The sequence below is a fragment of the Ruegeria sp. CE8 genome (genome assembly GCF_056537465.1).
The window spans coordinates 207731-223711 of sequence record NZ_JBQFRP010000008.1; the positions used below are offsets into that span (position 1 = coordinate 207731).

The following is a 15981-nucleotide window of genomic DNA, read 5'->3' on the forward strand; positions in this document are numbered from 1 at the left end:
AGCCGGTTCGGTCGACGATAAAGCGGCTCTCGCGGTCAAGCAGGCAATCGCCCCTGCATGACCCTGAAAGGCCACCCTTACAGCGACGCCAGACCAGTATCGAGCGCCGACAGGATCTTGGCGACGTCGTCGGATGTGATGATCAGCGGTGGCGACAAGATGATGTTGTTGCCCGATACCCGGACCATCACACCGTCCTCATAGGCCGCTTTCTGCACCTGCAACGGCAGATGCTTTGCGACCGGTGCCTTGGTTGACCGGTCCGAGACCAGTTCCAGCGCGCACATCAGGCCTTCGCCGCCGCGCACATCGCCGATTACATCATACTTGTCGGCCAACTTCTTTAATCCGGCAAACAGCTCATCCCCACGCGGGCTTGCATTTTCCCAAACCCGCAGACGATTGATTTCCGAAAGCGCGGCCAGCGCCGCTGCCGCCCCGACAGGGTGGCCTGAGTAGGTGTAACCCTGATCCACCGAGGCCTTGCCAGTGGTGTCGCTTTCGAACACCTCGGCGACTGAACCGGAAATCATCGTCGCGCCGAATGGGAAATAGCCGTTGGTTATGGCCTTGGCGGTGGTCATGATGTCGGGCTGCACGCCCCAATGCCGTGCGCCGCTTTCGCTGCCGGTGCGGCCAAATGCGGTTATGATTTCATCCGAGATCAGCAGGACACCGTGTTTCGAGCAGACCTCGCGCACCATTGGCATAAAGCTTTTGTGTGGCGGGATCACTCCACCTGCGCCCAGAACCGGTTCCATGATAAAGGCAGCTACGGTGTTCGCGCCCTGAAAGGCGATTTCGGCCTCCAGCGCTTTGACGCAAAGTTGCGCTAGGCGTTCGGGGTCGGTCTCGTCGAACGGGTTGCGATATGTCCAGGGCGCCGGGATGTGGAAGCAACCCGGCAGCATCGGTTCATAGGCAGCACGGAACTTTTGATTGCCATTGACCGAGGCGGCCGCGAAATGCGTGCCGTGATAGCCCTGTTTCAGACTGATGAACTTGGTACGCCCGGCCTCACCGCGCACCTTGTGATACTGCCGCGTCAGTTTCAGTGCGATTTCGACCGAGTCTGAACCGCCTGATGTAAAGAACGCGCGGGTCAACCCGTCGGGGGCGAAAAACTGAGCCAGCTCATAAGAGAGCTCGATGGCCTTGTCGTTACTGGTGCCGCGGAACGTTGAATAATAGGGCAGGGCGTTCAACTGTTCGGAGATGGCCTGCTTTACCGGGTCGCAGGAATAGCCCAGATTGACGTTCCACAGACCGCCTACAGCGTCGATGGCCTTATGCCCGTCAATATCGACGATACTTACCCCTTCACCGCCGGTCAGAATGGTGGGCGGGTTCTTCTGGCTGTCGCCAGGATGTGCCATCGGATGCCAGAAATGCCGGGCGTTGTTTTCTTTCAAGAAATTGGAGTCTTTCATTTCATGGTTCTCCGTAGATTGCCTGTCGGCATCGAAACTTTTGGTCGTCTTTGGCTCAAACAGAGCCGGGTTATCAAAATGCCAGCGTTGGGACGTCGACTATGGTTGCACCGCCGTCCACGGTCAGGGTTGCGCCGGTAATCATGGACGCATCGCCCGAGCACAGGAACGCCACGGCGGCAGCGACTTCATCGCCAGTGGCGGGACGCCCCATAGGCACATCGCGCGTCACAAGGGCATAGGCCTCTTCGATCGAAGTCAGGTTCTTTCGTTCGACCAGCTCCGCCATTTCAGCATCGGCCATCTCTGTACGCACCCACCCCGGGCAGATGGCGTTACAGCGAACGCCCTTTGGGCCGAAGTCGCGGGCAATTGATCGGGTCAAGCCCAGTAGCCCATGCTTCATAGTGACGTATCCGCACGCCTCGGGACCGGCAGCCAAGGCGGCAATTGATGCCATCATCAGTAAGTTGCCTCGCCGTTCGATCAGCGCAGGCATCGCGGATCGTGCGGCCACCATGGCTGTGTTCAGGTTGGCCTGCACGGCCTTGGCCCAATCGTCATCCGTGATGTCCGACAATGTGCCAAACCCAAAGCCACCAGCGTTGCAGACCATCATGTCAAGGCCGCCGAACTTGTCCTGTGCAGTGGCGACGAGGTGATCCATGTGTTCCGCAGACGATGCATCCCCGGCAATCGCGATACCATCACAGCGGGTGGCCACGGCTTCGATAGGTTCGACCCGCCGTCCGGTCAGGATGACATTGCCGCCTTCCTCGGCAATGCGACAGGCCGTTGCCGCACCGATACCCGTTCCGGCACCGGTTATGATTGCGGTTTTTCCGTCAAATCGTTTCATGATGAATCCTCCCGACCCGCCAGATAGGCCTGCGCCAGTTTGCGGGTGTTGTGCTTGAACCTTTCGTTGCGGATTTCTGATCCTTCTTCTTCCATCCGGGTGATGACCCAGCCCACATAGGTTGCGGATCTGAGCAGTAGGAACAGGTCCAGCGCCGTGGTGTCGATGTCGCGCACAGATCTGTACCCCTCGATCAAGGCGGCGCGCAGCTCGGGATAATCGGGCTCATCGATGTTCTTGAGCAGGGTCGTGGCGAGGTCGAACAGTCGGAATCCATAGCCGCTGTCGTCGAAGTCGATCAGTTGCAACTTGTCACCGTCAACCAACACATTTTCACGGACCAGATCGGCGTGGATGAGGCCATAGTCCAAATTCGGTTCAAGGCGTTGCAATTCCTGAACCGCAACATTCCGGACCTTCAGGAACAAGGTTCGGATTTCGTCAGAGAGGGTAGGGTTATCCCAGAAACGATCCCAGACAGGTTTCTCACCGACAAGTCCGGCGCGGTCCCAAGCGCAGCGGGTAAAGCCTTCGGGTGGAGTCCAGGCGTCGGTCAGCACATGCATCCGTGCCATTTCTCGCCCTATACCGCGGAACAATCCGGCGCGGTCGTCAAGCTCCAGAGTGGTCCCTGACTTTCCGACTGGGGCACCAGACAACCAGGTCAGAACGTCGATCTGAATCCCGTCCAGCACATGCAGGAACTTTCCCGAAGCCGAAGCGATCGGGGCAGGGACATAAAGCCCACCTTTCGCCAGTGCGGCCATCAATTCCAGTTCCGACCATAGCTCGGCATCGGTGCGATATCCCGGCCGATGCAGGCGGAGGGCATACACCTGGCCCTGATGATCTACCCTGAACACCCGGTTTTCGCGCTCTGCGACCAGTTGGCAATCTGAGCCTCCGAACCCCCAGAGCGACAGTGCCTTTTTGATCGTCTCTGCAACGGTCATAGCGATGTTTCCGCCAATACGTCATCAAGCGTGTCGAACAACAGATCGGCATTTTCCGTGGAAAATGGCATCGGCGGGCGGATCTTGAGCGTGTTCTTGTGCCGCCCCAGTTTGGAATGAATGATGCCCCGCTGGCGCATTTCGTTGATCACGCGGTCGGTGAATTCGCTGGCAGGTTCCTTGGTGTCCCGGTCAGTCACCATTTCGGCCCCAAAGATCAAGCCCGACCCGCGCACATCGCCGATGAAGTCGTACTTCTGCTGCAATGCCTCCAACCGCGCGCGGGCATGGTCACCCACGTATTTGGCGTTTGCCAGCAGTTGCTTGTCTTCGATTTCTTCCAGCACGGCCATGGCCGCTGCGCAGGAGACCGGGTTGCCGCCGAAGGTGTTGAAATAGCGGTACCCTTTGCGGAAGGTCGCCAGAATTTCAGACCGAGTCACCACGGCCCCCACCGGATGGCCATTGGCCATGGGCTTGCCCAGCGTCATCACATCGGGCACGATGCCCATCTTCTGATGCGCCCACATATGGGTGCCGGTGCGGCCAAAGCCGGATTGCACCTCATCACAAATCAGCAAGCCTCCGGCCTTGCGCACCACATCCGCCGCCGGTTTCAGCCAGCCATCAGGATTGTCCGGGAAGCCTTCATTCAGGAAATAGGGGCAGACCACCAAGGCGGCAAACCCAACGCCGGATTTCTCATGTTCGGCGATCTGCTCGGCTACAGCGTTAGCGAATTTGGTGCCGTCGGGGTCGGGGTTGCGATAGCTGTCGGGCGCTTTGACAAAGCGGAAATACTGACCCAGGCCAAAGCCCACGGTCGGCACGTTCGATTTGCTCAACTGACTGACCAGTGAGGTGTTGCCGTGATAGGTCGCATCGGTGGCGATGACGCCCCGCTTACCGGTCATGCCCTCGGCCATGCGCAGGGCAATGTCGTTGGCTTCGGACCCGGTGCAAGTCATGATCGCGGTGTCCAGCGACGCGTCCATGGTGCCGGTCAGCTTCTCGACATAGTCCAGAATACCGTCATGCAAATAGCGGGTATGGGTGTTGAGGGTCGATGCCTGACGGCAGATCGCATCAACCACACGCGGATTGCAGTGCCCGACATGCGGCACGTTGTTGTAGCAATCCAGATATCTACGCCCATCCGCATCCCACAGCCAGACACCCTCGGCCCTCACGACATGAACGGGTTCGTCATAAAAGGTCGAGACATTGGGACCCAACAGCTTGTTGCGCCGTTCAATCAGCTCTGCAGATTTGGGAGAGAGTGCCATCGCAGTCATTCCAGAAGTTAAAGTTGAATCCAGGCGGATTTCAGGTCGAAGTATTTTTCCATCGCGTGCAGCGATTTGTCGTGGCCATTGCCAGACTGGCGCACACCCCCGAGCGGCACGGTCAGATCAGAACCGCCATAGGTGTTCACATGCACGATCCCGGCGCGGATGCGATCGACCATGCGGTGGGCGCGGCTGAGGTCGGCTGTCCAGACGCCTGACGACAGGCCATAGACCGTGGAATTGGCCAGCGCGACCGCTTCGTCTTCGTCCCTGAACGTGGTGACTGACAGCACCGGCCCGAACACTTCGTTCTGAAACAGATCGCTGCCCGGTTTGACCCCGGCCATAATCGTGGGCTGCATGTAGTACCCACCGGTTTCTTTAAGGATACGCTGGCCCCCCGAGCGGCATTCCGCGCCTTCGGCTTCGGCTCGGTTTACAAAGGCCAGGTTGGCCTCGAGCTCTGACATTGAATGCACAGCACCAATCTGGCTGTTCAGATCCAGGGGGTCGCCGACGCGGTAAGCCTGCGCGTGGCGTGCCATTTCCGCAATGAAGTCCTCGGCAGTGTCTTCCTGCACCAGCAGGCGTGAGCCGGCGATGCAGACCTGACCTGAATTGCGAAAAATCCCAGCCGCTGACACTTTTGCGGCTTCGGCTAGGTCTTTGGCGTCGTTGAACACGATGTTGGGAGATTTGCCGCCCAATTCCAGGTAGCAGCGTTTCAGGTTCGACCGGGCCGAATACTCCAGCAACCGGCGCCCTGTGGCACCGGACCCGGTGAAGACCATGATGTCCACATCCAGGCTCAGTGCCAAAGCCTCGCCCACGACGCTGCCTTTGCCGGTCACAACGTTGAAGACGCCGTCGGGCAAACCAGCCTCTGACGCCAGTTCGGCGATTTTCAACAGCGACAGCGAGGCGCTTTCTGCCGGTTTAAGCACGATGGAATTACCTGCAGCCAGAGCCGGAGCAATCTTCCAACTGCCGATCATCAGCGGGAAATTCCAGGGAACAATCGCGCCGACGACTCCGACTGGCGCGTGATGTACGAGGCCCAGAATGTTGTGCGCGGTCGGAGCGATCTGGCCATAGACCTTATCGATTGCCTCGCCGTAATACCGAAAGGTTTGGGCCGCAGACAGGGCTTCGGCCTTCAGGGCCATGTTGATCTCGGTCCCGTTGTCGCGAACCCCCAAAACCGTAATGTCGAGCGCCCGTTCTTCGATCAGGTCGGCCAGACGCAACAGTACTTTTTTTCGCGCCGCCGGGGCCATGCGAGACCAGCGACCGTCCTCGAACGCCGCCCGGCCCGAAGCCACGGCTCCGTTCATGTCCTCGGCCTCGCCTTCGGCGATCCGGGTTATGACCTGACCGTTGATCGGGGAAAGAACGTCCAGCGTTTTGCCCGAGGTTGACGGAACGATCTGCCCATCAACAAAATGTCCTTGCAAGGGAATGTCGGCATGTCTCAGCCTGTCGATTTTTTCCTGGTTCAGCATGTCGTTATCCCTGCTGGCTTGAATGTTCGGTATCCGGTCCGAGCGGCTCGGGTTTGGTCTTGGCCCTGTGCTCTTTGATCAGGGTGCGGACGTGTAGGATCAGGATGCCGATGATCATGATGAATATGATCGCGGCAATCGGACGGCTGATGAAATCGATCGGAGTTTTGACCGCCGCCATGGCGCTGCGCAGCTTGACCTCCATGATGCCGCCCAGAACCATGCCCAGAATGATCGGGACGATCGGCAAGTTCAGCCGTTTGAGGATCAAACCAAACACACCGAACCCCGCTGCAACGGCACAGTCGGTGATGGAGTTGCGCAGGGAATATACGCCGATGAAGGACAGAGTCAGGATCATGATGCCCAGAAACCGGGTCGGGATCTGGATGATCTTCAACAACAGATTGGTCGAAAACAGCAGGAACACCAGAACAATCACGTTCAGCAGGATCAGCGCCACATAAAGCGCCATGACAAAGTCCAGCTGGTTTTCGAACAGCTGTGGGCCGGGGATCACGTTGTGGACATAAAACACCGACAGCATCATCGCTGTCAGCGCTTCGCCCGGGATGCCAAGGGCCAACAGCGGAATCATCGCCGCACCCGGGACTGCGTTGTTTGCGGCCTCGGATGCGACAAGACCTTCGGGAGAGCCGTTGCCGAAGGATTCCGGGTCTTTCGACGTTTTTTGCGCGTAGGTGTAAGAGAGGAATTGCGCGGTGAATTCACCGACGCCGGGGATCATACCCATCAAGACGCCTAAGGAGGAGGAGACGCCTGCGATGCGTTTGATCCCCAGCAACTCTTTCAAGCCGGAAAACATGTTGCCTTCGACATGCGTGTCACTGGGTGCGTGATCCTTGTCTATCAGCAGCAAGAAGGCCTGACTGATCGCGAACAAGCCCAGCACCACAACGATCAGATCGAATCCCGACGTCAGCCAGCTTTGCTCGAACGTGAAGCGGCGCGTATATTTGACGGGCTCAAGACCGACAGTATTCAGAAAGATACCGAAACAGGCGAGCATACCGGCGGCAAAGGTCTGACCGCGATGCGCCACAACAACCAGCAGGATACCCATGAATGCGGCCAGAAAAATCTCTCGGCTGCCGAAATGCGGTGCGATCAGGGCCAGAAGGGGTGACAGCACGATTAGGCAGATGACCGAGAAGATGCCGCCGAAAAATGATGCTGAATAGGCCAGTGACAATGCCCGGTGGCCCTGACCGCGTTTGGTCATGGGATAACCGTCATAAGTTGTCAGCGCATTCACCGGCGTACCGGGCGTATTAATCAGAATCGCAGGGATGGCACCGCCGTACATGGACGAGCCGTAAATTCCCAACAGAAGGGTCAGACCAACGATCGGCTCGAATGCGAAGGTTGCGGGCAACAGAATGGCAATGGCAACAGCAGGGCCGACGCCGGGCAGTGCACCGATGATGACACCGCCGATGGAACCTATGATCAGGGCGATCATTACGTCCCATTGTGCAAGAAGCGAAATACCGGAAAGAAGAGTGTCCATGTCAGCCTCAGAGATAGGTCAACGCGAAGGCTCGGAGCGCATCGGGAAGGTGATTGTAGATTTGTCCGGCGGGGATTTTGACCTGCAGAAAGCCACGGAAAATTATCGCGACGCTGAACGCGAAAAGAACGACCAGCCCCAATGCCTGTTTGCTGCGGAACCCGGCCCGTAGCGACAGAAAAAGAGCGAAAACCAGTGTTGAGGGGAGATAACCACACAGCGGCACCAGAACCACATAGATCAGGAAGTACAGCACATATTCCAGCGAGCGAAGCCAGAACACGACCTCGCGCCAACGGCCGGGAATGCGCGGAGAGACGAACGAGCCCAATGCATGAAAGGCGCCAAATAAAACCATCCCACACACCGCAACGGTCGGCCAAAGCGACGGCTGCGCAAACCATTTCGTGCGTTTGACCCACTGGGTTTGCTCGCCCAGTTGGCTGAACAGGAAGAGGGCAAACAGCAGGAACACAACAGCAAAGACTTTGTCCCCGGGGCGCCGGTATCTTTGAAACAGTTCCTGGAAAAACTTGATGCGTGTCACGACTGGTCCTCTTCCCTGATCTGAAGCGAGCTGGTTTAACGTTCTGGAAGCGTGTGAGGGGTTTGCCACCCCTCACACCTTGGCCGTTACTCCAGCAGTTCAGTGATTACGCCGTTGACCTCGATGTCAGACTCGATCTGAGAATTCGATTCAGCAGCGTCTTTCCAATAGATCAGCACGCCGGTTTCCTGCGCCAGAGTCTTGGCGGCGTCACTGTCCAGCGCCGCAGTAGCGGCTGCTTCGATCTTGGCTTTCACATCATCCGGCGTACCCTTGGGCACAAACAGACCATTCCACAGCGACAGGGGCAGTTCGGGAACGATCTCACCCACGGTCCGTGCATCCGGTGTCAGCGGCGTACGCTCTTCGCCGATGGTTGCGAGGATCGTCAGATCGTCGATGCAGGGCAACAGAGTCTGGATCGTGGCATTGACGATATCCGCATCGCCCGAGGCCAGAACGTTGCAGTCCAGCAGATCGAACGCTGCCTCGGAGCCGAAGTCCCATCCGGTTTTTTGCGCTGCGGCGAATGTTACCTGTGTCGGTGCAAGGAACGAGCCGTAGTGACCAAGCGAAACATCGTTCTCTTTGCCATAGTCAGCCAGTTCTTCCCAGTTGCTATAGGGTTGGCTTTTCAGGGTGGCGATCACGAACGGGTAGGTCATAAAGATGCCGACCGGATCAAACGGGTTCGGGCTCAATTCCGGAATGCCGATTTCCGGCCCAACGACCGGCACATCGATCACGAACGAGCCGATCGTGTAGCCGTCCGCTGGTGCGCCTGCCACCTCGACAGCCCCCGGGAACGGGCCTCCGCCACCGCCGGGCTTGTTTACCACGGCTGCCGGAACACCGTACATTTCTTGAAACTTGTCAGCGATGATGCGGGTTAGAACGTCTTCCAAATCACCCGGTGGGAACGGCACGACAAAGGAAACCGGCTTTTCAGGGTATTCGGCGAGAGCCGCTGTTGCGCTAAGTATGGTGGCCGCACAAGCCATTTTGAAAACGTTCGTCATAATGTCCTCCCTAGTGACGAAAATTGTTGCGTAGTTTGGTCAGTTGATGCCTGCGGGGACTTTTCCGTCGGCAACCCATTGGTCGAAAATCTCCAGCGCTGCGGCACTGAATTCGGGGTCGTTGATGTGCGCGTCCAATTCTGTGACCTGAACCGAGGGTGCGACTGTGGCGCTGAGTTCCCCGATGAATGCCGCCAGCCCCTCAGCGTCGTGACAATCGCCACCCGGGCGATCCCATTCCTCGATCCCCTCGCGCGGGATGATCAGATGCGTCGGCGCTTTGCTTTCCCCGAGACGTTTGTTCATTTCCCGGGCAATCTCACACCGTTCGTCGGCGTTATAGTAGGTGTTCTTGACCAGCTTGTTGTGGGTGTGGATTGGACGGTCCTTGAACTGTTCCGGGATGTCCTGCCAACCGGCAAAATCAATCAGGTCCATGCATCCCGGAGCCACGATTTGCGGGATACCCGCACGCCCTGCTGCGCGGTGCCGGTCCTTGCCCGCGTTTACGACAGAGCCAGCCATCAGGTTGCCCAGTTCACAGCCGGCAAAGTCCATCAAGCAGACGAACCCATTCTGGCTTGCGATTTGTTCAAAAGCCATGCCGCCCATGCCCATAGCGTGGAACACCGCCACTTCATAACCGCGTTCTTCAAGTGCCGGTTTGAGGGTTTTGACGTATTTCAGGCAGGACGTGCCAAGCGATGTCATCCCCACCACGGGGCGACCACTGACAGCGGGTTCTGCGGCGCGGGCTGCACCCAGGACAGCACCAGCTGCCTGCGCCAGCGAGGATTTGCAGATCGCGTTCAATCCATAAAGCCCTCCGGCCCACAGGATCATCTGAATGTCGGGCGACAGGCGTTCTGCCGGGATCAAAGCCGAAAAGGATACAGTCGATACCACGTATTTTGGCACGCCGATCGGCAGGGCCTGACAGACATCCAAGGCTAAATCTGTACCCATTGTGCCGCCCAAAATAATCACACCGTCAATCCGGCTTTCTTCGTGCATCTGGCGGGCCAATACACAGGCACCGGCGGACATAATTTGCATGGCCACATGTTCGCTGCCGCTGTCGACTGCTGCCTGAATGGAACTGCCGCCAGCTTTGGCCACGTCATGTTTCGAATAGTCGGTCGGTTTGGCGGGATCGCCCAGCACACTGACATCCAGTGTTGTCACACTACCGCCCAATGCGCGGATCTTGCTGGCCATGAATTCCAGCTCGTCATTTTTTGTGTCGTAGGTACCGATGACCAGAATGGTCTTGTCCACCATGAAATCCTCCCTTTGCCTTGGCTTCCTTAACCGCGCATTATCTCGCCTTTGGGATCGTAGAACGGAGCCAGCTGTACCTTCAGCGGGTACATTTTTCCGGCGATCTGCACGTCAAAGCCGCCTTCGTCGATCCAGGCTTTTGAAACTCCTTCGTCGCGGTGCAGGCTTGCCAAACCGACCATCGCCTCAAGCCGAAACCCCCAATCGCCGGACGTCACATGCCCCACGATGTGGCCGTCTTTCCAGACCGGCTCGTTGTGGATCAGGTAAGGCCCGGATTTGGCATCCACGCCCTGGACAATACACGACACGGTTCGGGAACCGGTAGCCGCGCCGCCTGCCTTTTGCTCGGCCAGAACGGCCTGGCCGAGGAAGTCGTCTTCCTTGTCCAGGGCCACGGCAAAGCCAAGCCCGGTCTCGTAAGGTGTATCATCTTCTGCGATGTCGTGGCCAAAGTGTCGGAAGCCCTTTTCCAAGCGGCACGCATTCATCGCAAACATACCCATATGGCGCAGGCCGCGTGGTTCTCCTGCCTCCATTAGCGCCTCATAAACGCCAGCCACGAATTCGGTGGGCATCATCAGCTCATACCCGAGCTCACCCAGGAACGAACGACGGATGGCCCAACCGCGGGCATAGGCCATGTCGATCTCGCGAGCTGCGCCGAAGGGGAAAGCCTCATTTGACAGGTCGTCGCCTGAAATGGCCGCCAGAATCTCACGGGACTTGGGGCCGTGGATCGTGATCAAGCCATAGGCCGAGGTCGCGTCGAATACCTCGAAACGCCAGTCCGGATCGGCATGGTCCTTGACCCAGCCTTGATCGCGCATCTGGCTGGGGTGGCCGGTGATGACCATGAAGCAATCATGCGCGGTGCGGGTCACGGTAACATCCGCTTCGATCCCGCCGCGTGCGTTCAGGAACTGAGTGTAGACCGAAGTGCCAACCTCGACATCCATCTGTGCGCCGCAGACCTTGTTCAGCGCCTTGACCGCATCCGGGCCCTGAACTTGTATCTTTGAATACATCGACTGGTCGATCAGAACTGCGTCATCTCGGGCGGCTAGGCATTCGGTCTGCACATGGCCAGACCAGTCTTTCCACCATAGGTTTGGTTCTTCGTTCCAACCCTTCTGTTGCGGGTCGTAATACATCGGCATTTCCCACCCGATCCGTTCGGCAAAGGTCGCGCCCGCTTCCTTGAGGCGGTCATGCAGGGGAACGCGGCGTACGCCACGGGCCGAGTGGATTTGTCGGCCGACCCAGCTGACTCCGTAGTGGAAACCCACGGATTCTGCGCTGCGGTCGTGGTTGTATTTGGTGTTGCGCTGGAACGGGTGCGCCCGGCGGGCCAGCATCGGACCCATCCCGCGCGACGGAGCCCCTTGAGTCATCCATTCCGCCATTGTCAGGCCAACACCGCCCGAGTTCAGGATGCCGTTCGAGTTCATGCCCGTGGCTACAAACAAGCCTTTAATCTCGCTTGTCGGGCCCAAATAGGGGCGGCCATCCGGAGTGAAGCTCTCGGGCCCGTTAAAGAAAGTCTGAATGCCCATCTCACCCAAGGCGGGCATACGTTCGAACATCTTTTCGAGGTTCGGTTCGACATGTTCCATGTCAAAGGGCAGTTCGTCGAACTCGAAATCTTCGGGGATACCGTCCTTGCCATAAGGCTTGCCGTGCTTTTCAAACGAGCCGATCAGCAGCTTGCCGGTATCTTCTTTCCAGTAGGTCCTTTCCTCGGCGATGTTGAGGATCGGCTGTGTCTTTGGAAGACCGTCGACTGGTTCGGTGACGATGTAGAAATGCTCGGTCGCGTGCAGCGGCACCGTGACGCCGTGCGCTTTGGCGAACAGGTGGCTCCACATGCCGCCTGCCAGCAGCACTTTGTTCGTGGCGATCACACCTTTATCCGTCTCGACTCCGGTAATCTTGCCATCACGAATAATCAGCTGATTGACCTTGGTGTCCTCGAACACTTGCGCCCCCAAGGCGCGGGCCCCTTTGCTGAGCGCCACCGATACGTCCAAAGGGTTCACCTGACCGTTTGACGGCACGAAAAAGGCCGATTTCACGTCATCCGCTTCGATCCAGGGCCACTTTTCTTTCAGTTCTTCCGGCGACAGGAGGAAAGTCTCGATCCCCATCCGAACCGCGTGATCATGACTGCGCAGCAGCTGTTCATGCCGCACATCGCCAATCGCAAGGTTAATCGTGCCGTTCGGTTTGTATCCAGTGGCTTGCCCGGTTTCCTCTTCCAGACTGCGAAACAGGCGTGCTGTATATTTGCCCAGCTCTGTCTGCGCGGTGCTGTCACGAAGTTGCCCTACGATCCCCGCTGCATGCCAGGTCGTGCCGCTTGCGATTTTCCGACGCTCGACCAGAACGGCTGGCACGCCACGCTTTGCCAGGTGATACAGAGTCGACACGCCGATAATTCCGCCGCCGACAATCACAACAGGTGCCTGTTCGGGAAGAGAGTGGGCCATCACATCAACCTTTCAGCCCGCGTTGCAGGCAATCCGCAGGTTTTCAACTGGTTGCAAATCAGGCCTTTTGGAGTGCGGACCTCATTCGCGCGAACCCGTATTTTTTGACAGAGTAAAAGGGTAGCGCAAAGAAAAAAGCACCATCAGTGCGATTATCGCACCGTTCAAAAAAAGACGCCAAAGGACAACTTATCCCGCGCCTGTTTGCCGCGCAGAACCGGTCAGCGCGGTCTCAAGTTGTTCGACTGCTGTTTTCAACAGCTTAGCCAATTCGTCACAACGCGCGTCGTCCATATTCAGGTCCGGAACGGCAATTGCTATGGTGCCTGCCGGGTCTTTGCCATCGGTGAAGAAAGGCATCGCCACGCTTGCCACACCCAATTCGACTGTGTTGCGAGTCGTGGAATATCCGCGGTCACGATTCTGAGCTATGAGCTTGAGGAGCTCATCGACCTCGGTCACGGTAAATTTAGTTAGTTTTTCACGATTTTGCGCCAATAATCGCTCTCGGGTTTCGTCGGAACAGAATGACAAAAAAGCGAGCCCAGAAGACGAAGAATGGTACGGATAAGTATCTGCGGGGCGGAGGTTTATGACGTTCCCCCGAGGAGGCAGAGTGAAGGACACGGTCGACATACCGGTGGCTCCGGGGATGCCAACATGAACGGTTTCATTTGCCTGCGCCGACAACCACTGCGAAACGACCTGTGTGGCTTTGATCATCGGAACTGTGGCTTCTCGCAATCGTGCCAATGACAGAAAGGCGTGTCCAAGCCGATACTTTCGGTTCTCTGGATTTTGTTCGATGAACTCATGTTTGGTGAGTGAAATCAGCAACCTGCGAACCACGGCTTTGTCTTCGCCGGTGGCGCGCGCAAATTCGTTCAATCCGATTTCCAGATTTTCCAGCGAGAACTGACGCAATAGGCTCATGGCTTTGTCGACTGTTTTCATGATGGCCTTGTTCTTTCGATTAACGTCCAAAAATGGTCTGAAAAAGGTTTTTGGCCCTTTCCAGTTGTCAACCTGGCACGAGATTGGCACTGCCGCCAACACACAAGGCACCAAGGGTGCGAAAAACGCACCTACTTTCTGCCGTCAGCGGGTCTGTAGGTTTGATGCAGCGGTACATGCACCTGTGGAGCTAAGTTGTCGAAAAAAGTTTTCTTGCCGATACCGGCAAGGTGTCGTTTCTTGTTCTCTAGGCCGCCTTCATTTGCCTTTTTGTATGTTGACGCAGCAAGCCGGCGCTATTGTTTCCTGCCCTCAGTATTCACTACTTCGAGGCTACAAGCGCTTGTTAGAGAGTCTCATGGTGACCAATGTGATTGGCCAGCACGAGGATAAGACGTCCTGGACTCACAAGGGGCCGCGCAAACGCATGGCGTTCCATCTGTTTGAGGGTGGCATCCCAAAAATTTGCTCGTCGTCGTCAGTGTCAAGAAGGGTCTCGGGCACCTTTATCAAAATGGCGAGGCCAAGCTTCCAACGTCAGTTGTCGGCATCCTGAAACCCGGAATTCGCACCACGTGCCCCAAATGGCGATATCCGGTGCGCAGCATCACCAGCAAAGACCTCGCGCCTGTGGCGGAAATTGGTCATGCGGCGACACCGGAAGGTGTAGATCGGCGACCAGACCATTTCATATCCACATTATCGCCCAGCGTTGCATCCAGATGTCTGCGTATTTTCCCTCCTCCAGCTCTTCATTGCGGTGCAAATCCCAGCCGGTCTGGAGGTCTAAATGCCACATGTCGTCAGTCTTCTTTTGTAGCAGTTTGGACGCGCCGGATTGCCCTGCCGGCCAAATCCAGCGCATTGGCCAAACCGATGCCCCCCGCCTACAATGATGACCGGGGGACGCACCGCGTCTGATGCGTTTTGATCGGCAGGCTTAAAACTTGAAGGCGAGGGGATTTCGGTCCCGGAGCAGCGGAATACCGACCTTGCGGAGTTTGGGCGAGAAGGGTGGGGATCAGCCTTGCAGCTGTTCCCACATATCCAGATCCCGTTTGTCGGTCCAGATGCGCGGATGGGTGATCCCACGGGCTTCGTCATAGGCACGGCTGACGTTGAACGGCAGGCAGTGCTCATAGATCGCGTAGTCCTTGAACTTGGGGTCGCAGGAGTCTCGTACCGCGTCCCAGGCGTCCTTGAGCGATCCGCCCTTCATTGCAACACGCTTGGCCGGGCCGTATGTCGAGTTTACGAAGTCGCGAGTGCTTTCAATGGCGCGTTCGACTGCGTCCTTTCCGACCAGCGCGGCGCCGCGGCCCGGAGCGATGGCGTCCACGTCATAGGCTTTGATCGCGTCCAGCGTTCCGCCCCAATCCTCGAAATGGCCGTCGCCACAATAGCACGCCGAATGGTCCTCGACGATGTCCCCGGTGAACATCACATTTTGATCCGGCACATGGATCACCGCGTCGCCAGCCGTATGGGCGCGGCCGATCTGCTTGATGTCCACGCGGCGGTTGCCGAGATACACCGTCATGCTATCGCTGAAAGTGGTGGTAGGCCAGGTCAGGCCTGGGATGCTTTCATGGCCTTCGAACAAGCGCGGGAAACGCTGGAATTCGCTGTCCCAATCCTCCTGCCCACGCTCCACGACCATCGAGCGGGCCACATCGGACATGATCACCTGCTGGGCGTTGAAGGCGCTGGCGCCCAGCACACGAACGGCATGGTAGTGGGTCAGGACCACATGGCTAATCGGTTTGTCGGTCACCGATTGGACGCACTCGATCACTTTGTTGGCCAGGCGCGGGGTCGCCTGTGCCTCGACAATCATGACGCTGTCGTCGCCAATGATGACGCCAGAGTTCGGATCGCCCTCGGCGGTAAAGGCGTAAAGCCCCTCGCCGATCTCATCAAACGTGATTTTCTTTTCTGTCAGATCGCCTTGGGATGCGAATGCCTTTGCCATGGGTGTCCTCCGGTGCCCTTGCGGGTGATTTTGATTTTCAGTTGCGTTTGAACGGGTTTTCGATCGGTGGTTGGACGGTTCCGATGCAGTCGCCGAAGCCGATGGTATAGCCGTCTCCCTTTGCGCTGCCGCGCAGTGTCAGCGTGTCGCCGTCT

General features: G+C 57.6%; 13 protein-coding genes. All 13 read right to left on the reverse strand.

Annotated features, from left to right (window positions below; all coding sequences use genetic code 11):
* Window positions 1–77 precede the first annotated feature (77 nt).
* Entirely contained in the window at window positions 78–1430 is a 1353-nt protein-coding gene (locus ACR0AA_RS14710) for an aminotransferase class III-fold pyridoxal phosphate-dependent enzyme (RefSeq protein WP_480664681.1), read from the reverse strand.
* 73 nt (window positions 1431–1503) lie between these two features.
* Window positions 1504–2289 carry an SDR family NAD(P)-dependent oxidoreductase gene (locus ACR0AA_RS14715; RefSeq protein ID WP_480664680.1) on the reverse strand — a complete coding sequence of 262 codons (786 nt, stop codon included), beginning with the start codon at window positions 2287–2289 and terminating at the stop codon, window positions 1504–1506.
* Window positions 2286–3242: a phosphotransferase enzyme family protein gene (locus tag ACR0AA_RS14720; RefSeq protein ID WP_480664679.1), complete on the reverse strand. Its 957-nt coding sequence runs from the start codon at window positions 3240–3242 to the stop codon at window positions 2286–2288. The genes ACR0AA_RS14715 and ACR0AA_RS14720 overlap by 4 nt, the downstream gene beginning before the upstream one ends.
* A complete protein-coding gene (locus ACR0AA_RS14725) occupies window positions 3239–4528 on the reverse strand; it encodes an aspartate aminotransferase family protein (RefSeq protein WP_480756327.1) in 1290 nt (429 codons plus the stop codon). Before ACR0AA_RS14725 ends, ACR0AA_RS14720 begins: the two co-directional genes overlap by 4 nt.
* A 17-nt stretch (window positions 4529–4545) precedes the next feature.
* Complete coding sequence (locus ACR0AA_RS14730) at window positions 4546–6033, reverse strand: aldehyde dehydrogenase (protein WP_480756328.1); 1488 nt, start codon at window positions 6031–6033, stop codon at window positions 4546–4548.
* 4 nt (window positions 6034–6037) lie between these two features.
* On the reverse strand, window positions 6038–7564 hold the full coding sequence (locus ACR0AA_RS14735; RefSeq protein WP_480664676.1) for a tripartite tricarboxylate transporter permease: 1527 nt from the start codon (window positions 7562–7564) through the stop codon (window positions 6038–6040).
* A 7-nt stretch (window positions 7565–7571) separates the two neighbouring features.
* Window positions 7572–8039: a tripartite tricarboxylate transporter TctB family protein gene (locus ACR0AA_RS14740; protein ID WP_480756329.1), complete on the reverse strand. Its 468-nt coding sequence runs from the start codon at window positions 8037–8039 to the stop codon at window positions 7572–7574.
* A gap of 158 nt (window positions 8040–8197) precedes the next feature.
* A complete protein-coding gene (locus ACR0AA_RS14745; RefSeq protein ID WP_480756330.1) occupies window positions 8198–9130 on the reverse strand; it encodes a tripartite tricarboxylate transporter substrate-binding protein in 933 nt (310 codons plus the stop codon).
* A 39-nt stretch (window positions 9131–9169) separates the two neighbouring features.
* Window positions 9170–10411 (reverse strand): Tm-1-like ATP-binding domain-containing protein, encoded by a 1242-nt coding sequence (locus tag ACR0AA_RS14750; protein ID WP_480664673.1) that lies wholly within the window; start codon window positions 10409–10411, stop codon window positions 9170–9172.
* Window positions 10412–10437: 26 nt separating this feature from the next.
* Complete coding sequence (locus tag ACR0AA_RS14755) at window positions 10438–12900, reverse strand: FAD-dependent oxidoreductase (protein WP_480664672.1); 2463 nt, start codon at window positions 12898–12900, stop codon at window positions 10438–10440.
* 189 nt (window positions 12901–13089) lie between these two features.
* Window positions 13090–13854 carry an IclR family transcriptional regulator gene (locus tag ACR0AA_RS14760; protein WP_480664671.1) on the reverse strand — a complete coding sequence of 255 codons (765 nt, stop codon included), beginning with the start codon at window positions 13852–13854 and terminating at the stop codon, window positions 13090–13092.
* 537 nt (window positions 13855–14391) lie between these two features.
* The gene (locus ACR0AA_RS14765; protein WP_480756331.1) at window positions 14392–14541 is read right to left on the reverse strand and encodes an FAD-dependent monooxygenase; all 150 of its coding nucleotides are present in this window, start codon (window positions 14539–14541) and stop codon (window positions 14392–14394) included.
* Window positions 14542–14875: 334 nt separating this feature from the next.
* Complete coding sequence (locus ACR0AA_RS14770) at window positions 14876–15826, reverse strand: MBL fold metallo-hydrolase (protein ID WP_480756332.1); 951 nt, start codon at window positions 15824–15826, stop codon at window positions 14876–14878.
* Window positions 15827–15981 lie beyond the last annotated feature (155 nt).